This is a genomic window from Blastochloris tepida (assembly GCF_003966715.1).
Classification (GTDB): Bacteria; Pseudomonadota; Alphaproteobacteria; order Rhizobiales; family Xanthobacteraceae; genus Blastochloris; species Blastochloris tepida.
Genome location: NZ_AP018907.1, coordinates 3,573,120 through 3,596,082, shown reverse-complemented (window position 1 = coordinate 3,596,082; position 22,963 = coordinate 3,573,120). Strand labels below are relative to the sequence as shown.

20 protein-coding genes are annotated in these 22,963 nt (G+C 69.9%); 9 read left to right on the top strand and 11 right to left on the bottom strand.

Annotated features, from left to right (window positions below):
- Positions 1-518: 518 nt before the first annotated feature.
- From BLTE_RS16265 to BLTE_RS16245, 5 genes are all read left to right on the top strand, one after another.
- Complete coding sequence (locus BLTE_RS16265) at positions 519-1,808, top strand: murein hydrolase activator EnvC family protein (RefSeq protein ID WP_244600028.1); 1,290 nt, start codon at positions 519-521, stop codon at positions 1,806-1,808.
- A complete protein-coding gene (locus BLTE_RS16260; RefSeq protein ID WP_126401670.1) occupies positions 1,805-3,169 on the top strand; it encodes a S41 family peptidase in 1,365 nt (454 codons plus the stop codon). Before BLTE_RS16265 ends, BLTE_RS16260 begins: the two co-directional genes overlap by 4 nt.
- Positions 3,170-3,515: 346 nt before the next feature.
- Positions 3,516-4,763, top strand: a complete 1,248-nt coding sequence (locus BLTE_RS16255) for a divergent polysaccharide deacetylase family protein (RefSeq protein ID WP_126401669.1) — start codon at positions 3,516-3,518, stop codon at positions 4,761-4,763.
- A 113-nt stretch (positions 4,764-4,876) separates the two neighbouring features.
- On the top strand, positions 4,877-5,395 hold the full coding sequence (locus tag BLTE_RS16250) for an RNA pyrophosphohydrolase (RefSeq protein WP_126401668.1): 519 nt from the start codon (positions 4,877-4,879) through the stop codon (positions 5,393-5,395).
- The gene (locus BLTE_RS16245; RefSeq protein WP_244600027.1) at positions 5,385-5,897 is read left to right on the top strand and encodes a GNAT family N-acetyltransferase; all 513 of its coding nucleotides are present in this window, start codon (positions 5,385-5,387) and stop codon (positions 5,895-5,897) included. Before BLTE_RS16250 ends, BLTE_RS16245 begins: the two co-directional genes overlap by 11 nt.
- A 92-nt stretch (positions 5,898-5,989) precedes the next feature.
- Here the strand turns inward: BLTE_RS16245 and BLTE_RS16240 are convergent, their stop codons facing one another.
- From BLTE_RS16240 to BLTE_RS16205, 8 genes are all read right to left on the bottom strand, one after another.
- Positions 5,990-6,424, bottom strand: a complete 435-nt coding sequence (locus BLTE_RS16240) for a F0F1 ATP synthase subunit epsilon (RefSeq protein ID WP_126401666.1) — start codon at positions 6,422-6,424, stop codon at positions 5,990-5,992.
- Between the two features lie 162 nt (positions 6,425-6,586).
- Entirely contained in the window at positions 6,587-8,026 is a 1,440-nt protein-coding gene (gene atpD, locus BLTE_RS16235) for a F0F1 ATP synthase subunit beta (RefSeq protein ID WP_126401665.1), read from the bottom strand.
- Between the two features lie 17 nt (positions 8,027-8,043).
- Positions 8,044-8,448, bottom strand: coding sequence for an organic hydroperoxide resistance protein (locus BLTE_RS16230; protein WP_126401664.1), 405 nt, complete (start codon positions 8,446-8,448; stop codon positions 8,044-8,046).
- Between the two features lie 19 nt (positions 8,449-8,467).
- A complete protein-coding gene (locus tag BLTE_RS16225; RefSeq protein ID WP_126401663.1) occupies positions 8,468-9,343 on the bottom strand; it encodes a F0F1 ATP synthase subunit gamma in 876 nt (291 codons plus the stop codon).
- A 40-nt stretch (positions 9,344-9,383) separates the two neighbouring features.
- Positions 9,384-10,913 (bottom strand): F0F1 ATP synthase subunit alpha, encoded by a 1,530-nt coding sequence (atpA, locus tag BLTE_RS16220; RefSeq protein WP_126401662.1) that lies wholly within the window; start codon positions 10,911-10,913, stop codon positions 9,384-9,386.
- Positions 10,913-11,473 carry a F0F1 ATP synthase subunit delta gene (locus tag BLTE_RS16215; RefSeq protein ID WP_126401661.1) on the bottom strand — a complete coding sequence of 187 codons (561 nt, stop codon included), beginning with the start codon at positions 11,471-11,473 and terminating at the stop codon, positions 10,913-10,915. The genes atpA and BLTE_RS16215 overlap by 1 nt, the downstream gene beginning before the upstream one ends.
- A 250-nt stretch (positions 11,474-11,723) precedes the next feature.
- Complete coding sequence (locus BLTE_RS16210) at positions 11,724-13,895, bottom strand: primosomal protein N' (RefSeq protein WP_126401660.1); 2,172 nt, start codon at positions 13,893-13,895, stop codon at positions 11,724-11,726.
- Between the two features lie 69 nt (positions 13,896-13,964).
- A complete protein-coding gene (locus BLTE_RS16205; RefSeq protein ID WP_244600026.1) occupies positions 13,965-14,531 on the bottom strand; it encodes a sigma-70 family RNA polymerase sigma factor in 567 nt (188 codons plus the stop codon).
- 402 nt (positions 14,532-14,933) lie between these two features.
- Here BLTE_RS16205 and BLTE_RS16200 point away from each other — a divergent pair, with 402 nt between their 5' ends.
- On the top strand, positions 14,934-15,626 hold the full coding sequence (locus BLTE_RS16200) for an invasion associated locus B family protein (RefSeq protein WP_126401659.1): 693 nt from the start codon (positions 14,934-14,936) through the stop codon (positions 15,624-15,626).
- A 438-nt stretch (positions 15,627-16,064) separates the two neighbouring features.
- Here the strand turns inward: BLTE_RS16200 and BLTE_RS16195 are convergent, their stop codons facing one another.
- Entirely contained in the window at positions 16,065-16,730 is a 666-nt protein-coding gene (locus BLTE_RS16195) for a YggS family pyridoxal phosphate-dependent enzyme (protein ID WP_126401658.1), read from the bottom strand.
- Between the two features lie 30 nt (positions 16,731-16,760).
- Complete coding sequence (locus tag BLTE_RS16190) at positions 16,761-17,345, bottom strand: Uma2 family endonuclease (RefSeq protein ID WP_126401657.1); 585 nt, start codon at positions 17,343-17,345, stop codon at positions 16,761-16,763.
- A gap of 211 nt (positions 17,346-17,556) precedes the next feature.
- Here BLTE_RS16190 and leuS point away from each other — a divergent pair, with 211 nt between their 5' ends.
- Genes leuS through holA form a run of 3 tightly spaced genes read left to right on the top strand, consistent with a single transcriptional unit; the run spans position 17,557 to position 21,868 of the window.
- Positions 17,557-20,178, top strand: a complete 2,622-nt coding sequence (leuS, locus tag BLTE_RS16185; RefSeq protein ID WP_126401656.1) for a leucine--tRNA ligase — start codon at positions 17,557-17,559, stop codon at positions 20,176-20,178.
- Positions 20,165-20,782 (top strand): LPS assembly lipoprotein LptE, encoded by a 618-nt coding sequence (gene lptE, locus BLTE_RS16180; protein WP_126401655.1) that lies wholly within the window; start codon positions 20,165-20,167, stop codon positions 20,780-20,782. Before leuS ends, lptE begins: the two co-directional genes overlap by 14 nt.
- 24 nt (positions 20,783-20,806) lie before the next feature.
- A complete protein-coding gene (holA, locus tag BLTE_RS16175) occupies positions 20,807-21,868 on the top strand; it encodes a DNA polymerase III subunit delta (RefSeq protein ID WP_244600025.1) in 1,062 nt (353 codons plus the stop codon).
- Between the two features lie 27 nt (positions 21,869-21,895).
- On the opposite strand, the gene BLTE_RS16170 is transcribed toward holA, so the two are convergent.
- The gene (locus BLTE_RS16170) at positions 21,896-22,777 is read right to left on the bottom strand and encodes a ParB/RepB/Spo0J family partition protein (RefSeq protein WP_126401654.1); all 882 of its coding nucleotides are present in this window, start codon (positions 22,775-22,777) and stop codon (positions 21,896-21,898) included.
- Positions 22,778-22,963: the final 186 nt, after the last annotated feature.

Here is a 22,963-nt window from a genome sequence, read left to right as displayed (position 1 = left end):
TTTTCCGCACGGGTGGACACTGGTTTTGCGGAGAACGCTCTGGTTTCCGGCTTCGCCGCGCGCTCCGCGAAGCCCCCCACCCCCGACCCCTCCCCACCATTCACTGCGTTCATGGGGGGAGGGGAGAAGAGGCATCCCGCTTCTCCCCTCCCCCCGCGAGCTTCGCGAGCGGTGGGGAGGGGTCGGGGGTGGGGGGCTTCGATGTTCAACCGGGAAGATGGTCGACACTTTGGACCGGGATGATGGTCGACAGATCTGGGGTGGGGTTTGCGATGACAAACCGAGACGGCTTCCGGCTGATCCGGTTCAGGAAACCGGAAACGCGTCCTGACGGCATCGGCGGGCCACCCGGAAACCGTATGATGAAATTTCGCCGGCAGCCCTTGGACGAACCTCTTGGCAATCGCCTCCGGTCCGGTTGAACTCTGCCCCATCTTCGCCCGATCCGGGGTGTATCCGGGCGGTCCACGATTCCAGAGCCGATGCGCCGCGCCCGACCGTCCATCCCGGAGATTGCAGTGTTTGCCGCCCTTGCCGTCCTGCCGCCTGCCGCGCTCTCCCGAGGCGCGCTGGCGCAGGATGCGCCGGGCCGGGAGGCTGCGGGTGCGAGCCGCGAAGAGAAGGCGCGCGAACTCGACGCCCTGCGCGAGGACCGCCGCCGCGCCGCCGAGGCCGAGGCCCGCATCCGCGCCGAGATCGACGCCATCCGCGACGACCGCCGGGCGCTGACCCAGACGCTGATCGACACCGCCGCCCGGGTGCGGGCGGTCGAGGGCAGGATCGCCTCCTCCGAGGCAAGGCTGCCGCTGCTCGACAATGAGGCGGCACGCATCCGCTCGGCGCTGGAGGGCCGCCGCCGTCTGCTGGCCGACCTCCTGGCGGTGCTGCAGCGCATGGGCCGCACCCCGCCGCCGGCGCTGATTGCCAAGCCGGAGGACGTGCTGGAGGCGGTGCGCAGCGCCATGCTGGTCGGCTCGTTCCTGCCCGAGCTGCGGCTGGAGACCCAGGCGCTGGCGAGCGACCTCGCCGAAATGGTGCGGCTGCGGCGCGAGATCGCCGAGGAGACCAAGACGCTGGAGGCGTCGCGCGCCTCGCTGGCCGAGGAGCACACCCGGCTGAGCGCGCTGGTGGAGGAACGCCAGAAGCGCGAGCGCGAGAGCGAGCAGGCGCTGGAGGCGCAGCGCCAGCGGGCGCGCGATCTTGCCCGCCAGGCCGAGACGCTCGAAAAATTGATCTCCTCCATGGAGGCGGGTCCGGCCGCCAAGGCGGCCGAGGCGGCCGCCAAATCCGGCGCCGCAGCGCCCGGCGCGCGGCCGGGCAACGCGCTGGCGGCTCTGAAGGACCCGGGCCGGCTGTCGCCGGCCATGCCGTTCGATCAGGCCAAGGGCCTTCTGCCGCTGCCGGTGAACGGCGTGCGGCTGCGCGAATTCGGCGACCGCGACGCGGTGGGCGGCGTCGAGCGCGGCCTGTCGGTCGGCACCCGCGCCAACGCCCAGGTGACCTCGCCCTGCGACGGTTGGGTGGTGTTCGCCGGGCCGTTCCGGTCCTATGGCCAACTCTTGATCATCAATGCCGGCGGTGGTTACCATATCCTCTTGGCGGGAATGGACCGGATCACCGCGCAGCTCGGGCAATTCGTCTTGACTGGCGAGCCTGTCGGCGTGATGGGTGGCGGTCCTCAGGCTGCCGCCCTGGTTTCAATCGGGACGAGTCAGCCGACCCTGTATGTTGAGTTCCGCAAGGACGGAACGGCAATCGACCCCGGTCCCTGGTGGATGGCGACGGAAAGCGAAAAGGTTCGCGGATGATGCGCAGAACGCCCCTGTTCTTCCTCGGTGCAGCGGCCGGTGCCGTGCTTGCAGTCTCGGTCATCCAACCGGGGGTGACCCAATTCGGTGCGTTCGCCAAGTCGTCGGCGACGAGCGACACCTATCGCCAGCTCAATCTGTTCGGCGACGTGTTCGAGCGCATCCGCTCCGACTATGTCGAGAAGCCGGACGAGACGAAGCTGATCGAGGCGGCCATCAACGGCATGCTGACCTCGCTCGATCCGCATTCGAGCTACATGGACGCCAAGACCTTCAAGGACATGCAGATCCAGACCCGCGGCGAGTTCGGCGGGCTCGGCATCGAGGTGTCGATGGAGGACGGTCTGGTCAAGGTGGTGGCGCCGATCGACGACACCCCGGCCGCCCGGGCCGGCGTCCAGGCCGGCGACCTGATCACCCATCTCGACGGCGAGCAGGTGCAGGGCCTCACTTTGCAGCAGGCGGTCGAGAAGATGCGCGGCCCGGTCAACACGCCGATCACGCTGCGCATCACCCGCAAGGGCGCCGAGAAGCCGCTCGAGATCAAACTGGTGCGCGACACCATCCACATCCGCGTGGTGCGCTGGCGCGAAGAGGGCAAGGAAGGCGAGGACAAGGACATCGGCTATATCCGCCTGTCCTCCTTCACCGAGCAGACCGCCGATGCGCTGAAGAAGGCGATCGACGATCTCGCCAAGAAGATCCCGGCCGACAAGCTCAAGGGCTTCATCATCGACCTGCGCAACAATCCGGGCGGCCTGCTCGATGCCGCGGTCGACGTGTCGGACGCCTTCCTCGACCGCGGCGAGATCGTCTCGACCCGTGGCCGCAACAGCGACGAGACGCAGCGGCGCAACGCCCGCGGCGGCGACCTCACCAAGGGCAAGCCGATCATCGTGCTGATCAATGGCGGCTCGGCCTCGGCGTCCGAGATCGTCGCGGGCGCGCTGCAGGACCACAAGCGGGCGACCATTCTCGGCTCGCGGTCGTTCGGCAAGGGCTCGGTGCAGACCATCATGCCGCTCGGCGCCAATGGCGCGATCCGCCTCACCACCGCGCGCTACTACACGCCGTCGGGCCGCTCGATCCAGGCCAAGGGCATCGACCCGGACATCGAGCTGATCCAGGACTTCCCCGAGGAGCAGAAGGCCAAGGCCGCCGGCGGGGTCGAGCCGCGGGGCGAGTCCTCGCTGCGCGGCCACCTCAAGAACGACAAGGAAGACGAGCGGACCGGCTCGCCGGCCTACGTGCCGACCGATCCGAAGGAGGACAAGCAGCTCGGCATGGCCATCGACCTGCTGCGCGGCACCATCACCAACGCCGCCTTCCCGCCGAACCCGAAGAGCGGCGTGCCGAACTGACGGCGCCCGCGCGGCGGACTGCCCATCCCCGATGACGAGAACCGCCCGGCCAACAGCCGGGCGGTTCTGTTTTGGGCGTCCGCCGCGACGGCGGGGGCCGGCCTTCGGCCGAGCGGTTTCGTGTTGCGCGTTTTGGCTTGTGCGTTTTGTCTGGCCCCCACCGGCGTGACGGGCGCGGATTTGTCGACGGGACCGGCGATCGCCGGGGGCGGATAGAAACGACGGATCGGCCGATCCGGCTCGACCGTCGATGCGGCGCGCCGGTGGTGCCAAGCCGGCGTGATAGACTGCCGCATGATTCGATTTCTGCGGCTTCGACTTCGCCAGCACAGTCAGCGGGACACGCATGTCGGTCGATGATCTTCAGCGGCCTCTCGGCACCGCGCAGGAGGCGGCGAAGCGGTCCGCCGGTGCGCGCTTACGCGCCTTCGGCAAGGGACTGGCGCGGGTTCGGCCGCTGCCGGTGATCACCGTCGCCGCCGGCCTCGTGGTCGCCGCCGCCATCGGCTGGATCGGCGTGGTCGACGACCCCTTGGGCGGCGAGCCGATCGCTCGCACCCGCATCGAGGGCACCGCCCCCGCGGCGACGCCTTCCGGCGCGCCCGCCGGCGTGCCGTCGTCGCCCCAATCCACCGCCAACGCCGCGGCCGGGGCGGCGCCGGGCGCCGAAGGCCCGGCCGGCGAGGGGGCATCGAGCGCGCCCGACGGGCCCTCCGTTGCCGTCATCGACGGCCGCAGCGGCAAGATCAACGACGTCCCGGTGGCCGGCGACCGGCTGGCGCCCGCGCCCGACCCGCGGCTGGTCGAAAAGGCCCGCCACGGCGCCGTGCCGCGCATCGCCGCCGACGGCACCCGCCCGTTCGAGACCTACGCCCGTCCGGCCCCCGCCATCGCCCCCGGCAAGTCGGCGATGCCGCGTATTGCCATCGTCGTCGGCGGGCTCGGCATCAGCGCCAACGGCACCAGCGAGGCGATCGCCAAGCTGCCGCCCGAGGTGACGCTGGCCTTCGCGCCCTATGGCACCGACCTCGACCGCGTCGTCGCCCGCGCCCGCACCCAGGGCCACGAGGTGCTGCTGCAGGTGCCGATGGAGCCGTTCGACTATCCCGACAACGACCCCGGGCCGCAGACGCTGCTGACCACCCTCACCAGCGACCAGAATGTCGACCGGCTGCACTGGTTCCTGGCGCGGTTTCCCGGCTTCATCGGCGTCGCGACCTATATGGGCGCGCGCTTCACCTCGTCGGAGAGCGCGCTGGCGCCGGTGATGCGCGAGGTCACCAGGCGCGGCCTGATGTTCCTCGACGACGGCTCCTCCCAGCGCAGCGTGACGCGGGAGATCGCCGGCGGCCTCGGCACCACCTTTGCCCGCGCCGACGTCGTGCTCGATGCCGCAGCCTCTCCGGTCGCCATCGACAATGCGCTGATGCGGCTGGAGCGCATGGCCGGCGAACGCGGCAGCGCCGTCGGCTTCGCCACCGCTTTGCCGGTGTCGATCGACCGCGTTGCGCGCTGGGCCAAGGAGGTCGAAACCCGCGGCTATCTGCTGGTGCCGCTGAGCGCCACCGTCGCACGCGGCAAGAAGGGGGCGTGAGGCGGTTTCCGGCGCCCGAAGGGATCAAGCGGAAACCGAATGACCCTTCCGTTCCCTTGCGGCGGAAACGGACGTATACCGACCACACCGATCGCGCCGCCGGCCCGTTTGTCATGACCCGCTCCAAGACCACCCGCCCCGAAGACTTGCCCTACCGCCCCTGCGTCGGCGTGGTGCTGCTCAATGCCCAGGGGCTGGTGTTCGTCGGCCAGCGCACCGACGGTCCCGAGCACACCGATCACGCCCACCCCTGGCAGATGCCGCAGGGCGGCATCGATGCCGGCGAGGATCCGTATCCGGCGGCGCTGCGCGAGCTCTTTGAGGAGACCAACGTCCGCTCGGTGGCCCCCCTCGCCGAGGCGCGCGACTGGTTCACCTACGATTTGCCGCCCGACCTCGTGGGCCTCGCCTGGAAGGGCAAATATCGCGGCCAGACCCAGAAATGGTTCGCGCTGCGCTTCACCGGCGACGAGTCCGAGATCGATATCGCCCGGCCGGCCGGCGGCGCCCACCCGCCCGAGTTCAGCGCTTGGCGCTGGGAACGGCTGGAGCGCCTGCCCGAGCTGATCGTGCCGTTCAAGCGGCCGGTCTATGAGCGCATCGTCGCGGAGTTCGCCCACCTTGCCGGCTGAGCCCTACCGCTGGCGGCCGCTCGCCCCGGCCGACCTCGATGCGCTGATGGCGGTGGCCGCAGTGGTTCACCCCACCTTTCCCGAGCGGCGCGAGACCTTCGCCGACAAGCTGGCGCTCGCACCCGACTGCAATTTCGCGCTTGAAGGCGAGGGCGGCACCGTCGCCGGCTATGCGGTGGCCCTGCCGTGGCGGGCGGGCGAGGTGGTGGCGCTGGATGCCGTCTATGGCGCGCTGCCCGCGCCCTGCGACGTGCTCTACATCCACGACATCGCGCTGCTGCCCGCCGCGCGCGGCCGGGCGCTGGCCGGGGAGGCGGTGGCGCTGCTGGTCGCGACCGCCCGCCGCCGCGCGCTGGCGCAACTGGCGCTGACCGCCGTCTATGGCGCAGAGGCGGTGTGGGCGCGCCACGGCTTCCGCGAAATCTCGAGCCCGCATCTGCGGGCCAAGCTCGCCCTCTATGGCGACGGCGCGCGCTACATGGTGCGGATGACCGAGGCCTGATCCGGCTTCCGGCCGATCAAGCGCGCCAAAACGCAGAAATCCGGCCCAGCGGCCGGATTTCGCGAACTTTCGAAAAGATGTCGTCCGCCGGCTCAATGCCCGCTGTGCGATCCGCCGAAACCGCCGCTCTGGATCAGCGCCGCCTGGAATTCCCGCAGCCGCTCGAGCCGCTCCTGCGCCGTCAGGCGCACGGCCTCGACAGTGGCGTCGGCCACGTCTTCCTCGGCGTCCTGGATTTCCTGGGCGAGGCGCGCGGCGTCCAGCTCCTCGAGCGGGATCGCCAGTTCCGCCAGCACCGTCAGGCCATCGGGGCGCGCCTCGGCGAAGCCGCCGCGCACGAACAGATGACGGGCCGGCTGGCCGGCGGCGAAGATGGTCAGGCGGCCGGGCTTCAGGGTCGAGATCACCGGCGCGTGGCCGGCCATCACGCCGAACTCGCCGTCCGCACCCGGGACCACGACGTGCTCGACCTGCCCGGAAAACACCAGCTTCTCGGGGCTCACCAGCTCGAAGGGAAACTCGGCCATGTCTCAAGCTCTCGGTTCTTGAGCTGCCGGGCGCAGCTCGCGTGACCGGTCGGGCCGGGAGATCCGGCGCCGGTCCGATCCCGCCGGACGCCGCTTGCGCGGCGGTTCGGCGGGCACCTCAGGGATGGCCGCGGCCGCAGGCCGCGGGCGCCATCGGACCGCTTAGGCGGCCTCGGCGGCGAGCTTCTTGCCCTTCTCGACCGCCTGCTCGATGGTGCCGACCATGTAGAAGGCCGGCTCGGGCAGGTAGTCGTACTTGCCTTCGCACAGGCCCTTGAAGCCGCGGATCGTGTCTTCCATCGACACGAACACGCCCGGCGAGCCGGTGAACACCTCGGCGACGTGGAAGGGCTGCGACAGGAAGCGCTCGATCTTGCGGGCGCGCGCCACCGTCAGCTTGTCCTCTTCCGACAGCTCGTCCATGCCCAGGATGGCGATGATGTCCTGCAGCGCCTTGTAGCGCTGGAGGATCTGCTGCACCTGACGGGCCACCTGATAGTGCTCCTCGCCGACGACGCGCGGGTCGAGCATGCGCGAGGTCGAGTCGAGCGGGTCGACCGCCGGATAGATGCCCTTTTCCGCGATCGAGCGCGACAGCACCGTGGTGGCGTCGAGATGGGCGAACGAGGTGGCCGGCGCCGGGTCGGTCAGGTCGTCGGCCGGCACGTAGATCGCCTGCACCGAGGTGATCGAGCCCTTGGTGGTGGTGGTGATGCGCTCCTGCAGCGCGCCCATGTCGGTGGCGAGCGTCGGCTGATAGCCCACCGCCGAGGGGATGCGGCCGAGCAGCGCCGACACTTCCGAACCCGCCTGGGTGAAGCGGAAGATGTTGTCGACGAAGAACAGCACGTCCTGGCCCTGGTCGCGGAAGTATTCGGCGACGGTGAGGCCGGTGAGGCCGACGCGGGCGCGCGCGCCCGGCGGCTCGTTCATCTGGCCGTACACCAGGGCGCACTTGGAGCCGGTGGTGTCGCCATTGTTGGCCTTCGGATCCTTGTTGACGCCGGACTCGATGAACTCGTGATAGAGGTCGTTGCCCTCGCGGGTGCGCTCGCCGACGCCGGCGAACACCGAATAGCCGCCATGGGCCTTGGCGACGTTGTTGATCAGCTCCTGGATCAGCACGGTCTTGCCGACGCCGGCGCCGCCGAACAGGCCGACCTTGCCGCCCTTGGCGTAGGGCGCGAGCAGATCCACCACCTTGATGCCGGTGACGAGAATTTCGGCTTCGGTCGACTGCTCGGTGTAGGAGGGCGCGGGCGCGTGGATCGGCCGGGTCTCGGTGAACGGCACCGGGCCGGCCTCGTCGACCGCGTCGCCGACCACGTTCATGATGCGGCCGAGCGTGCCGGGACCGACCGGAACGGCGATCGGCAGGCCGGAGTCCTTGACCTCCTGGCCGCGCACCAGACCTTCGGTCGAGTCCATGGCGATGGTGCGCACCGTCGATTCGCCGAGATGCTGGGCGACTTCCAGCACGAGGCGGTGGCCCTGGTTGTCGGTCTCGAGCGCGTTCAGAATGGCCGGCAGATGGCCCTCGAACTGCACGTCAACGACGGCGCCGATGACTTGGGTGATGCGTCCGACCTTGCTGTCAGCCATAGGGGTCTCCGGAATGCTCAAATGACGGTCAGCGTGACGGGAATGTTCCCGCGCGTCGCCTTGGAATAGGGGCAGATGGAATGGGCGTCCTCGACCAGGGCCTGAACCTTCGCCTTGTCGGCGCCCGGAATCTGGACCTTGATCTCGACGGCGAGCGCGAAGCTGGTCGCGTCCTTGTCGATGGTGACGTCGACGGTGACCCGCGCCGCGGAACCGTCGACATCGTGTTTCTTGGCCAGCGCCACGATGGCCTGACCGAAGCACGACGAGTAGCCGAGCGCGAACAGCTGCTCGGGATTGTGGCCGTCGCCGGAGCCGCCGAGCGCCTTGGGGAACGCCATCGCCAGCGCGAGGCTTCCGCCGTCGAGGATCGCCCGCCCCTCGCGTCCGCCCTTGGTCGTCGCCGTGGTGGTGTAGGCCATGGTTCGCGCCGCCCCGGTCCTACAGCGCTTCGGCGCCGGAGATGATCTCGATCAGCTCCTTCGTGATCATCGCCTGACGGGTGCGGTTGTAGGTCAGCGTCTGCTTCTTGATCATCTCGCCGGCATTGCGGGTGGCGGCGTCCATCGCCGTCATGCGCGCGCCCTGTTCGGAAGCGGCATTCTCCAGCAGCGCCCGGAAGATCTGCACGGCGATGTTGCGCGGCAGAAGCTCGGCGAGGATCTCGTTCTCGTCGGGCTCGTAGTCATAGACCGCCCGCGCCGCGGCGCCGTCGACCTCCGGCAGCGTGGCCGGGATGATCTGCGTCGCGGTCGGGATCTGGTTGATCACCGAGCGGAAGCGCGAGAAGAACAGCGTGCAGACGTCGAACCGGCCCTCATCGAACAGATCGATGATCTCGCGCGCGATCGGCTCAGCATTGCCGTAGCCCAGCGTGCGCACGCCGCGCAGCTCGACGGTCTTGATGATCTGCCGGTCGAACTGGCGGCGAAGCTGGTCGGCGCCCTTGCGGCCGACGCAGAAGAAGGTGACCTCCTTGCCGTCCGCCATCAGCGCCAGCGCGCGCTCGCGCGCCAAGCGGACGATGGAGGAGTTGAACGGGCCGCACAGGCCGCGTTCGGAGGTGCAGACCAGCAGCAGATGGCGCTGCTGGGAGCCGGTGCCGGCCAGGAGCTTCGGCGCATTCGACAGGTCGGAGACCGCGCCGGCGATATTGCCGAGCACCTGCTCCATGCGCTCGGCGAACGGCCGCGCCGCCACGGCGGCAGCCTGGGCGCGGCGGAGCTTGGCCGCCGCCACCATCTGCATGGCCTTGGTGATCTTCTGGGTCGCCTTGACCGAGGCGATCCGGTTGCGCAGTTCCTTCAGGCTCGCCATGGCGCGGGTCGCATCCTGCTCTTGGTGGTGCCGCCCGCGATCAGGCGAAGGTCTTGGCGAAGCTGTCGCACGCCGCCTTCAGCTTGGCGCGGGTGTCGTCGGCGAGCGCGCGGCTGGTGCGGATGGTCTCCAGAATGTCCGGATGCTGGCTGTAGAGGTAGCTGAGCAGCCCCTCCTCGAAAGCGCGCACCTTGGCCACCGGCAGCGGGTCGAGATAGCCCGAGGTGCCGGCGAAGATCACCGCCACCTGCTCTTCCATCTTCAGCGGCGAGAACTGCGGCTGCTTGAGGAGCTCGGTGAGGCGGGCGCCGCGGTTGAGCAGGCGCTGGGTGGCGGTGTCGAGGTCGGAGCCGAACTGGGCGAACGCCGCCATTTCGCGGTATTGCGCCAGCTCGCCCTTGATCTTGCCGGCCACCGCCTTCATCGCCTTGGTCTGGGCGGCCGAGCCGACGCGCGACACCGACAGGCCGACGTTCAGCGCCGGGCGGATGCCCTGGTAGAACAGGTCGGTCTCCAGGAAGATCTGGCCGTCGGTGATCGAGATCACGTTGGTCGGGATGTAGGCGGAGACGTCGTTGGCCTGGGTCTCGATGACCGGCAGCGCGGTCAGCGAGCCGGCGCCGTTGTCGTCGTTCATCTTGGCAGCGCGCTCGAGCAGGCGCGAGTGGAGATAGAACACGTCGCCCGGATAGGCTTCGCGGCCCGGCGGGCGGCGCAGCAGCAGCGACATCTGGCGGTAGGCGACGGCCTGCTTGGACAGGTCGTCATAGAAGATCACCGCGTGCATGCCGTTGTCGCGGAAGAACTCGCCCATGGCGCAGCCGGCGAACGGCGCCAGGAACTGCATCGGCGCCGGGTCGGAGGCGGTGGCGGCGATGACGATCGAATATTCGAGCGCGCCGTTCTCCTCCAGCGCCTTCACGAACTGGGCGACGGTGGAGCGCTTCTGGCCGACGGCGACGTACACGCAATAGAGCTTGACGTGCTCATCGTCCGACTTGTTCAGCGGCTTCTGGTTCAGAATGGTGTCGAGCAGGATCGCGGTCTTGCCGGTCTGGCGGTCGCCGATCACCAGCTCGCGCTGGCCGCGGCCGATCGGGATCAGGGCGTCGATCGCCTTGAGGCCGGTGGCCATCGGCTCGTGCACCGACTTGCGCGGAATGATGCCAGGCGCCTTGACGTCGACGCGGCGGCGCTCGGTGGCCTGGATCGGGCCCTTGCCGTCGATCGGGTTGCCGAGGGCGTCGACCACGCGGCCGAGCAGACCCTTGCCGACCGGCACGTCGACGATGGCGCGGGTGCGCTTGACGGTGTCGCCTTCCTTGATCTCGCGGTCATTGCCGAAGATCACGACGCCGACATTGTCGATTTCGAGGTTCAGCGCCATCCCGCGGATGCCGTTGCCGAACTCGACCATCTCGCCGGCCTGGACGTTGTCGAGGCCATAGACGCGGGCAATGCCGTCGCCGACCGACAACACCTGCCCGACTTCCGAGACTTCCGCCTCCTGGCCAAAGCCTTTGATCTGCTGCTTGAGAATCGCAGAAATTTCAGCGGCGCGGATGTCCATCAGCCGACCTCTTTCATCGCGTGCCTGATCGCGTTCAGTTTGGTGCGCAGCGACGCATCGACCATGCGGCTGCCGAGTTTGACGACGAGACCGCCGATCAGCGCCGGATCGACGGTCACGTCGATGGCGACATCCTTGCCGGTCACGGTGTTGAGCGTCTCCGCCAGCGCGGTGCGGTGGGCGTCCGACAGCGGCTCGACCACCGTCACCTGCGCCCGCACCTCGCCCTTGTGGCGGGCGACCCGGGCGCGGTAGGCGCGCAGGATGCCCTGCACCGCGAACAGGCGGCGATTGGCGGTAATGGTTTTCAGAAACTTGCCGGCCAGCCCGCCGATTTCGGCCTTCTCCAGAACGGCGGTGATGGCCTTGAGCTGCTCGTCCGAGCCGAACACCGGGCTCGAGACAAGATGCTGCAGGTCGTCACAGTCGTTGAGCAGCGCTTCGAAGCGGTCGAGGTCGGCGGAGACGGCATCAAGCGAGCCGGCCTCCAGCGCAAGTTCGAACAGAGCGGTCGCGTAGCGACCTGCCATGCCGGATACGATCGGTTCTTCGCCTTGCACGTCGCGTCTCGGGCTAGTTCACAAGAGCGCCGCCAGCGCCGAGCGGCGCACCGAAAGCCCTTGGATTCCAAAGGAACTCAGCCGAGGGTCAGGACAGCCGAAACCCAACCCGTCAGGCCGGCGGCTGATTAGCACGACTGCCCCGGGCCTGCAACACGACCGTGTGCCCAAAAAATCATTGCGATCGTTGGCACATCGGCTGAGCACGAGGTAGGCGCCGTTTCGAACGCAACCATCTGGACCCACCGGCTCAGACAAAGCTTTGCGGATCGACGTCGATGGCGAGGCCGACGCTGCCCTTGGGCGGCGGCACGCGCGCCAACCACGCCCGCAGATAGTCCGGCACCCGCACCGTCCGCGCCGCCCGCACCAGGAGCCGCACCCGGTGGCGGCCGCGCAGCACCGCGATCGGCGCCTCGGCCGGGCCGAGCACCCGCACCCCCGCCTCGAGCGGCGCCGCGGCGGCGAGCGCGCGGGCATAGGCCTCGGCCGCCGGCGCCTCGGCCGCCGACACCAGCAGCGTGGCGAGCCGACCGAACGGCGGCAGGCCGGCGCGCTCGCGGGCGGCGATCTCGGTGTCGTAGAACAGCTCGCGGTCGCCGGCGATGAGCGCCGTCATCACCGGATGCTTGGGCTGATAGGTCTGGATCAGCCCCTGACCGCTGCCTGATTCGCGCCCCGCCCGGCCGACCACCTGATAGAAGAGCTGGAACGTGCGCTCGGCGGCGCGCGGGTCGCCATGGCCGAGCCCGAGGTCGCCGTCGATCACTCCGGCCAGCGTCAGGCGCGGGAAATGGTGCCCCTTGGCGACGAGCTGGGTGCCGATGATGAGATCGACCTCGCCGCGCTCGATCGCCGCGATCTCGGCGCGCAGCCGCTCGACGCCCTCGATCAGGTCCGACGACAGGATCGACAGCCGGGCGTCGGGAAACAGCGCGGCCGCCTCCTCGGCGAGGCGCTCGACGCCGGGGCCGACCGCGACGAACGTCTCCTGCGTCCCGCAATGCGGGCAGGCCGGCGGGCGCGGCATCGAGAAGCCGCAATGGTGGCAGACGAGGCGGCGGCGGGCGCGATGCTCGACCAGCCAGGCGTCGCAGGACGGACAGCCCAGCCGGTGGCCGCAGGCCCGGCACAGCGTCAGCGGCGCATAGCCGCGCCGGTTGAGGAACAAGAGCGCCTGCTCGCCGCGGCCGATCGTGGTCTCGACCGCGGCGGCGAGCTTCGGCGCGATCCAGCGGCCGCGCCCCGGCCCGTCGCGGGTCATGTCGATGGCGGCGATCTTCGGCAGCGCCGCGCCGCCCACCCGGGTCGGCAGGGCAAGGCGGTGATAGCGGCCGCGCCTTGCGTTCACCTCGGTCTCGACCGAGGGCGTGGCCGAGGCCAGCACCACCGGCACCCGGCCGATTCGGGCGCGCACCACCGCCATGTCGCGGGCGTTGTAGGCGACGCCCTCCTCCTGCTTGTAGGAGCCGTCGTGCTCCTCATCGACCACGATCAGGCCGAGGTCGCGGAAGGGCAGGAACAGTGCCGAGCGGGCGCCGGCCACCACCGCCACCTCGCCCGAGGCCACGCCGCGCCAGATCCGCTCGCGCCGGCGCGGCGCCACCTCCGAGTGCCATTCGGCCGGCGGCACCCCGAAGCGGCGGGCGAAGCGGTCGAGAAACGCCGTGGTCAGCGCGATCTCCGGCAGCAGCAGCAGCACCTGCCGGCCGCGCCGCAGCACCTCGGCCACCGCCTCGAAATAGACCTCGGTCTTGCCGGAGCCGGTGACGCCGTCGAGCAGGAAGACGGCGAAGCCCGCACCGGCCGCCCCCTTGAGCGCCGCCGCCGCCGCGCCTTGGGCCGGCGACAGATCGACGGTGGGATGGTCGGGGTCCGGGCGCCGGGCGGCCGGCTCTGGCGGCAGCGCCACCGCCTCCAGCGCCCCCTCGTCGACCAGCCCGTCGATCACCGCCGCCGACACCCCGGCCTCGCGGGCGAGCTCGTTCTTGGCATGGCAGAGCCCGCCCTCCAGCGCCGCCAGCACCCGCGCCCGCTGCGCCGTCATGCGGGCCGGCGCCGGGCCGGTGCGGCGGACGCCAATGCGCGGGCGCGGCGGCCCCAGCGTCTCGCCCGGCCGCAGCGCCATGCGCAGCACCATGCCGCGCGGCGACAATGTGTAGCCGGCGACCCAATCGACGAAGGCCATGAGTTCGGGCCGGAGGGGTTCGGCATCGAGCCGCGCCTCGACCGGCTTCAGCCGGCCGGGCCGGGCGTAGCGCGGCGCCTCGGCGAGCTGCCACACCACGCCGGTGACCCGGCGCGGCCCGAGCGGCACCGTGACGAGGTCACCCACTGTGAGGTCGAGCCCGTCCGGCACGGCATAGGAATAGGGCTCGGCCACCGCGACCGGCACCAGGACTTCGGCGAATCGGGCACTCATGTGGCGCGAGATTAGCGTGGCCGAGGCGGCCCGTTCCTGAATCCGGAAGCGATCACCCGGCGCGCCGGGTCACACCGCCGCATCGACGCCGCCCGCCTCCAATTGCCGGCGCAGGCGGGTGAAGGCGAGGCGGATGCGCGACTTGACCGTACCGAGCGGCAGGCCGAGCCGGTCGGCGATGTCGCTGTGCGACAGGTTCTCGAAGAAGGCGAGGCGGATCAGCGCCAGCTGCTCGGGCGGCAGATCGGCCATGGCGGCGCGGACGCTGTCCTCGCGCTGCAGCGAATCGAGCGCGTCGTCGGCGCCCGGCTCCTCGGAGGCGACCTCGTTGGCCTCTTCGCTGTCGAGCGGCTCGGAGCGGTCGCGGCGCGCCATGTCGATGCGGCGGTTGCGGGCGATGCGATAGAGCCACGTGCCGACGGACGACTTGGCGCGGTCGAACTGGGCGGCCTTGCGCCACAGCGTGACCATCACCTCCTGCGTCAATTCCTCGGCCAGTGCCGGGCTGGCGCCGAGGCGCAGCAGGTAGCTGTTCACGCGCGGCGCGAAGTGATCGAACAGCCGCGTAAACGCGGCGCTGTCGCGCCGTTCGGCGACCGCAGCGACCAGATCCGCCAGTTCCTCCTGCGACGTCACCCCAACTCCCCGCAGCGTTCGCGTATCAAGCGGCACAAACGAAGATAGGCCGGCCGGTGCAAAGATAAAGCCCCTGGTCGAGAACACGCTCCCGGCTCGCGGTGCCGCGGCGGCCGGCCGGAACGCGCCGCGGCCGAACCGCCGATTCCGGCAACGCGCCGCGGCGCCGCTGGTTCGCCTGGGCTCGCGCCGCGCAGCGAGATTGCCGAAAAATTGACGTTTTATCAATGACTTGCCGGTGAAGCCGCTTCCAGGATCCCGAACGGACCTTCCGGAAACCGCATCACGCCATTCTTTTGGCCTTCTCAGCGTCTATCGGCGGGCGCAGGACTGGGGTCGGATGCGATTCGCGCTGCGTGCGGCGCGCCGGCCGGGGTATTTGGGGATTCAACGGGATACGACATGGCGAAGATGCGGATCGCAACGGCGGCGCTTGCCGCGGTGTTTGGACTTGTGCCGGCTTGGCAGACGCTCGCCCTCCAGCCGTCCAACCCCGTCCCGCCAGAGACCACCCAAACGACCCGGACGCCTGCGCTCCCGGCGGACCTCGCCGGACTCGGTCTGGTCGACACCAACCCCGCCGGCATGGGCTCGGACCGGACGACCCCGGCCAGGATGAAGGTGGCCCAGTCCGGCGCGTCGTCGAGCTCGGGCAGCGTGCCGGAGCTTCTCGGGCGTTTCGGCGACTGGGCGGCCTATGCCAGCCAGAATCCGAAGTCCCGCATCTGCTATGCGCTGTCGCAGCCCAAGGACCGTCAGCCGGCCTCGCTCAAGCGCGATCCGGGCTTCCTGTTCATCAGCCACCGGCCGGGCGAGGGCGTGCGCAACGAGGTCTCGGCGATGGTCGGCTTCCCGCTCAAGGACGGCAGCGACGCCACGCTGAAGATCGGCAATGTCGTGTTCGCCATGACCGCCAAGGACGATAATGTCTGGATCAAGAACCCGGCCGAGGAGCAGCGTCTGGTCGACGCCATGCGGCGCGGGTCGGATCTGACGATCACCGGCACCTCGCGGCGCGGCAACCAGTCGACAGACCGCTATTCGCTGGCCGGGCTCAGCCAGGCCCTCGACCGCGTCGCCCAGGAATGCAGATAGCATCGTGCAGATAGCCCAGCACGCCGCGCCGCCGATCCGGCGCGGCGGATGACCGGAAAAGGCGCGCGGTCGGACGGGCACAGGATAATACGGCTTCCGACTGATCAAGCCTTCGAGCCGTATTCCGATCGCCGAAAATCCGGCTTGGACAAGGGGTTTTCGACGAGACCGCCCCCCCACCCCCGACCCCTCCCCACCATTCACTACGTTCATGGGGGGAGGGGAGAAGAGGCGCCCCCTTTTCTCCCCTCCCCCCGCGAGCTTCGCGAGCGGTGGGGAGGGGTCGGGGGTGGGGGGCTTCGAGGGGGCGCGGCGAAGCCAGAATCCAGAAATTGGCCGGAAGCCGTATCAGCCTGACACCGGAAGCCCGACCCGCCGGCGATGAAAGCGCCTCGCCGGCGGGCGCCGTTGGGGTGGGGTTGGCCCGGACGCTTCTGTTCAGGCGCGGTGGCCGAAGATCGCCGAGCCCACCCGCACATAAGTGGCGCCGAAGGCGATGGCGGTGGCGAAGTCGGCGCTCATGCCCATCGACAGCTGATCGAGCCCGTTGCGGGCGGCGATCTTGGCCAGCAGCGCGAAATGCGGCGCCGGGTTCTCGTCGAACGGCGGGATGCACATCAGCCCGTCGATCGCCAGCCCATGATCGCCGCGGCAGCGGGCGATGAAGGCGTCGGCCTCCTCCGGCAGCACGCCGGCCTTCTGCGGCTCGGCGCCGGTATTGACCTGGACGAGAAGGCGCGGCCGCCGCCCCTCCCGTTTGGCGAATTCCTTGGCCAGTTCGGCGGCAAGCGACGGCCGGTCGAGCGAATGGATGACGTCGAACAGGTCGAGCGCGTCCTTCACCTTGTTGGTCTGCAGCGGCCCGATCAGGTGCAGCTCGATATCGGGGACTTCGGCCTTGAGCGCCGGCCATTTGCCCCTGGCCTCCTGGACGCGGTTCTCGCCGAACACGCGCTGGCCGGCCGCGATCACCGGCCGGATGTCCGCAGCCTCGAAGGTCTTGGACACCACGACGAGCGTGACGGATTCGGGCTCGCGCCCGGCGGCGCGGGCGGCCTTGGCGATTTCGGAGCGGACGAAGCTGAGATTGTCGGCGGCGGACATGATCGTTTCAGGTGCGAATCGGACCTGCCTCTATCGGACACCGCGATAGGCTTCGGCAAGGGGCAGGTCCGTCGCGAATTCGGGCAGCGGCAGCACCGCGTCCGCCCCGGCGATCTCCTCCGGATCGAGCGGAAACGCGCCGTCAGCCCCGCGCCGCCACAGCCACAGGCGCGGCTCGTCGGCGCTCGCCACCACATAGATCTTGAGCGAGGGCAGCGAGGTGTATTCGCGGGCCTTGGTGGTGAAGTCGAGCGCCAGCGAGGAGGGCGACAGCACCTCGACGATCAGCGCCGGCTGATCGGTATAGAGCGCCGCGCCGTCGCCGCCCGCCGGCTCGACCAGCACGTCGGGATAGCGCACGCTTTCACGAACGCGGACTGCAAGTCCTGCGGCCGTCACCGACCAGAGACGGATGTCGAGCCGCGCCAGCAGCGCTACGGCCAGCCGCGTCGAGGCGAGGGCGTGGGCGCGCGTGGCCAAGCCCATCATCATGATTCGCCCCGCTGCGAATTCGAACCGGCCCTCGCGGCCCGCCGCCCAGGCGAGGAACGCCTGCGGCGTTGCCGGCCGGGCCGCCTGAGACGCCATCGCCAGGGTGTTCGCCGCCGCCGTCATGCCGCCTCCGCCCAAGACTGCCGCAGCCCAAGACTGCCGCTCGGCCTTTCGCGCGCTGCCGCCCGGCCCCTCGTGCGTGCCCGCACGGTGCGAGGCCGTTGACCTCGCCGGACGATCGTGTCCTAGTCCCGCCGGCTCCGCCCCGGCCTCAGCCACGGGGCGGCCGCGCGTTTGACCGGCCGAGCGATCCGATATCGATCCGACATCCACGATGACAAAAACACCCGAGCGCTACAACGCCCGCGAGGTCGAGCCGAAGTGGCGCGCCGCCTGGGACGAGCGCGGCATCTTCAAACTCGACGAATCCGATCCGCGGCCGAGCTACTACGTGCTCGAGATGTTCCCCTATCCGTCGGGGCGCATCCATATGGGGCACGTGCGCAACTACACCATGGGCGACGTGGTGGCCCGCTACAAGCGCGCCAAGGGCTTCGCCGTGCTGCACCCGATGGGCTGGGACGCCTTCGGCATGCCGGCCGAGAACGCGGCGATGCAGCACAACACCCACCCCGCCGCCTGGACCTACGCCAACATCGCCACCATGAAGGCCCAGCTCAAGAGCATGGGCCTGTCGCTGGACTGGGATCGCGAGTTCGCCACCTGCGACGTGGAATATTACCACCAGCAGCAGGCGCTGTTCCTGGATTTCCTGAAGGCCGGGCTGGTCGAGCGAAAGAGCGCCAAGGTCAACTGGGATCCGGTGGACTGCACCGTGCTCGCCAACGAGCAGGTGATCGAGGGCCGCGGCTGGCGCTCAGGCGCGCTGGTCGAGCAGCGCGAACTGACCCAGTGGTTCTTCCGCATCACCGCCTTTTCCGAAGACCTTCTGTCGGCGCTCGACGGCCTCGAGCGCTGGCCGGAGAAGGTCCGGCTGATGCAGAAGAACTGGATCGGCCGCTCCGAGGGCATGCTGGTGCGGTTCGATCTGGCGCCCGGCGCGCCCGCGGGCCAGACCGAGCTTGAGATCTTCACCACTCGCGCCGACACGCTGTTCGGCGCGAGCTTCCTCGCGCTGTCGCCCGATCATCCGCTGGCCAAGGCCGCGGCTGCGACCAATCCGGAGCTTGCGGCCTTCGCCGAGGAATGCCGCCGCGTCGGCACCAGCGCCGCGGCCCTCGCCACCATCGAGAAGAAGGGCTTCGACACCGGCATCCGGGCGCGCCACCCGTTCGATCCGAGCTGGGAGCTGCCGGTCTATGTCGCCAACTTCATTTTGATGGATTACGGCACCGGCGCCATCTTCGGCTGCCCGGCGCACGACCAGCGCGACCTCGACTTCGCCCGCGCCTATGGCCTGCCCGTCACCCCCGTGGTGCTGCCGGAAGGCGCGGACGCCGCCACCTATACGGTGGGCAGCGAGGCCCACGACGCCGACGGCCGGCTGATCAATTCGCGCTTCCTCGACGGCCTGACGGTCGACGAGGCGAAGGAGGAGGTCGCCCGCCGGCTGGAAGGCGAGATGCGCGACGGCCGCCCGGTCGGCCAGCGCCAGGTCAATTTCCGCCTGCGCGACTGGGGCATTTCGCGCCAGCGCTACTGGGGCTGCCCGATCCCGGTGATCCATTGCGAGAGCTGCGGCGTGGTGCCGGTGCCGGCCGCCGACCTGCCGGTGAAGCTGCCCGACGACGTCACCTTCGACGTGCCGGGCAACCCGCTCGACCGTCACCCGACCTGGAAGCACGTGCCCTGCCCGCAGTGCGGCAAGCCGGCGCGGCGCGAAACCGACACCATGGACACGTTCGTCGATTCGTCCTGGTATTTCGCGCGCTTCACCTCGCCGCGGGCGGCCACGCCCACCAAGCGCGCGGTGGTCGATCGCTGGCTGCCGGTCGACCAGTATATCGGCGGCGTCGAGCACGCGATCCTGCACCTGCTCTATTCGCGCTTCTTCGCCCGCGCCATGAAGCTCACCGGCCATCTCGGCCTGGACGAGCCGTTCGCCGGCCTGTTCACGCAGGGCATGGTGACGCACGAGACCTACAAGGGCGCCGACGGCCGCTGGCTGTTCCCCGAGGAGGTGATGATCCGCGACGGCACGGCGAGCCACGTCAAGACCGGCGAGCCGGTGACCATCGGCGCCGTCGAGTCGATGTCGAAGTCGAAGAAGAACGTCGTCGATCCCGACACCATCATCGCCGGCTATGGCGCCGACACCGCCCGCTGGTTCATGCTGTCGGACACCCCGCCCGAGCGCGACATCCAGTGGACCGACTCGGGCGTCGAGGGCGCGGCGCGCTTCGTCCAGCGACTGTGGCGCCTCGTCGGCGACCTCGCCGAGCTGGCCGCCCCGGTCGGCACGCCGGCGCCTGCGGACGCCGCCGGCCCCGCGCTCGACATCCGCCGCCTCGCCCATGGCGCGCTGGCCGAGATCGAGAACGACATCGAGCGGCTGCGCTTCAACCGCGCGGTCGCCCGTGTCTACGAGCTCGCCAACGGCCTCACCGGCGCGATCGGCGACCTTGACGAGGCGGCCGCCGCCGCGCCCGACGTCAAGGCCGCGGCGCGCGAGGCCGCCGAGATCCTGGTCAAGCTGTTCGCCCCGATGATGCCGCATCTGGCGGAAGAATGCTGGGCGGTGCTGGGCCACGACGATCTGGTCGCAGTGGCGCCGTGGCCGGTGGTCGAGCCTCAGCTGCTCGCCCGTGATACGATCACCCTGCCGGTGCAGGTGAACGGCAAGAAGCGCGCCGACGTCACCGTGTCGCGCGAAGCCGGCGCTGCCGAGGTCGAGGCCGCGGTGCTGGCGCTCGATGTCATCCAGCGCGTGCTGGAGGGCAAGCCGCCGAAGAAGGTGATCGTGGTGCCGCAGAGGATCGTCAATGTCGTTGCCTGACCAAGATCCCGCTCGCGCGCAGGAGCGCGCCCGCCACCGCTTGCCACGCCGCACCGTGCTGGCGGTGATCGGCCTCGGCCTGCTGGCCGGCGGCTGCTTCACCCCGCTCTATGCCGAGCGCACGCCGAACACCGGCGTTTCCACCCAGCTTGCCAATGTCGACGTCAAGGCGATCGAGGGGCGGGTCGGGCAGCAGGTGCGCAACGCCCTGATCTTCGAGCTTGGCGGCGGCGCCGGCAGTTCGCCCCTCGCCCCCTACCGGCTGGAGGTCGATCTGACCGAGAATACCCAGTCGATGACCGTCGATCCGACCACCGGCCGCGCCACGGTGGAGCTGATCACCCTCAACGCCACCTTCCGCCTGCAGGACGTGACCGAGGACAGGGTGGTGCTCAAGGACCGCGCCTTCGCCCAGGCGTCGATCGACCGCGGCGCCCAGATCTACGCCCGCGACCGCGCCAAACGCGACGCCGAGAACCGCGCCGCCAAGGAGGTCGCGTCGCGCATCCGCGAGCGCCTCGCCGCCTATTTCACCGCGCCCACCCCGCCGCCGCCGCCCTCGCCCGCCGACAAGACCGCCGGCAAGAAATTCGGCACACACTGAGGTGACATCCGGCCGATCGGCCGGATGTCATGGTCCGTTGGCCCCACCATGGTTGCCGTCAAGCCCAACGAGGCCGACACGCTTCTCAGCCGCATCGACCCGGCCCGCCCGGTGGTGCTGCTGTTCGGCCCGGATGCCGGGTTGGTGGCCGAGCGCGCCGCCAAGGCCGCCGCCACCGCGCTGGCCGGCAACACCGATCCGTTCGCGCTGGTGCGGCTCGATGGCGACGCGATCTCCGCCGATCCGGCCCGCCTCGCCGACGAGGCCTACACCATCGGCATGTTCGGCGGCCGGCGGGTGATCCGGGTACGTGTCGGCGGCCGCAATATCACCGCCGCGGTCGAGCCGCTGCTGGCCTCGCCGCCCGCCGACACGCTGATCCTGCTGGAAGCCGGCGATCTCAAGCGCGGCCAGGGCCTGCGCGAGTTGGTCGAGCGCTCGCCGCGCGGCCTGGCGATCGCCTGCTACGCCGATGCCGGGCGCGACCTCGACCGGCTGATCGACGAGGAGCTGCGGGCGGCCGATCTCGCCATCGACCGCGAGGCGCGCGAGTTGCTGGTCTCCCTGCTCGGCAGCGACCGGCTGGCCTCGCGCGGCGAGGTGCGGAAGCTCGCGCTCTACGCCCACGGCCAGGGCCGCGTCACCATCGAGGATGTGGAGGCGATCGTCGGCGACGCCTCGGCCACCGGCTTCGACGAGGCGATCGACACCGCCTTTGCCGGCGATGCCGCCACTTCGGATGCCGCCACGGCACGCCTCGTCGGCGCCGGCACCTCGCCGCAGGCGCTGCTGGCCGCCGCCATCCGCGCCGCGGTACAGCTTCACCGCTGGCGGCTCGCCATCGAGGGCGGCGCCAGCGTTCGCAATGTGGTGGAGGGCGCGCGGCCGCCGGTGCATTTCCGCCGCAAGCCGCTGATCGAACGGGCGCTCGAGGCCTGGAGCGCCGACGGCCTCAGCGCGGCGGTGATCGATCTCGGCAAGGCGGCGGCCGAGGCCCGCAAGCAGTCGGCGCTGGCGGAAGCGATCTGCTCGCGCGCGCTCTTGTCGCTCGCGACCAATGCCGCCCGCCGGCGGCGAAGGTCTTAAATCACTGAAAAATAAGACGAAATATAATCACACGCCGGTCAGGCGCCGGCAGACATCGTCGAGCTGCTCCAGGCTACGGTAACGGATACGCAGCTCCCCGCCGTCGCCGCGATGGTCGATCGACACCTTCAGCCCGAGCGCGTCGGACAGCTGCTTCTCCAGCGCGCGGGTGTCGGAATCCTTGTCGCCGCGCGCCCGGCTCTTGGGCGGCCGGCCGGCCTTCTCGGCGCTGGTCTGGGCCAGCGCCTCGGCCTGCCGCACCGACAGATTCCGGTCCAGAATCTCCTGCGCCAGCCCCTCCGGGTCGTCGTGCGCCAGCAGCGCGCGTGCGTGGCCGGCGGTGAGCTTGCCCTCGGCCAGCGTCGCCTTGATGGTGTCGGGCAGCTTGAGCAGGCGCAGCGTGTTGGCGACGTGCGAGCGGCTCTTGCCGATGGTCCGGGCAAGGTCGGACGGGCTGTAGCTGAACTGGCTGATCAGCGCGTCATAGCCCATCGCCTCTTCCAGCGGGTTGAGGTCGGCGCGCTGGACGTTCTCGATGATGGCGATCTCCATCGCCTCCTGGTCGCTGGCCTCGACCAGGATCACCGGCATCTCGTGCTGGGCGGCGCGCTGGGCGGCGCGCCAGCGCCGCTCGCCGGCGATGATCTCATAGGCGTCGGGCTGGCCCGGAACCGCCCGCACCACGATCGGCTGGATGATGCCCTTCTCGCGGATCGAGGCGGCCAGTTCCTCCAGCTCCTCCTCGCGGAACGTCCGCCGCGGATTGCGCGGATTGGCGCGGATGAACTCGATCGGCACCCGCCGTTGGCTGTGGCGGCCGCGCTCGGTCCCCGAGCTTTCCTCGCCGACGTCGCCGATCAGGGCTGCCAGCCCGCGACCCAACCGCGACCGCGCCGAATCGTCTGCCATGGTCACACTCGATCTCCAGGGTACTCGGCCAAACATATTCGGGGGGTTCATACGGTTTCCGGCTGATCAAGCCTTCGAGCCGTATTCCGATCGCCGAAAAACCCGTTATCGAACAAGGGGTTTTCGGCGAGGCTGTTTCCGGTATCCCGAAGGGATCAACCGGAAACCGCATCAGGCGACATCCGG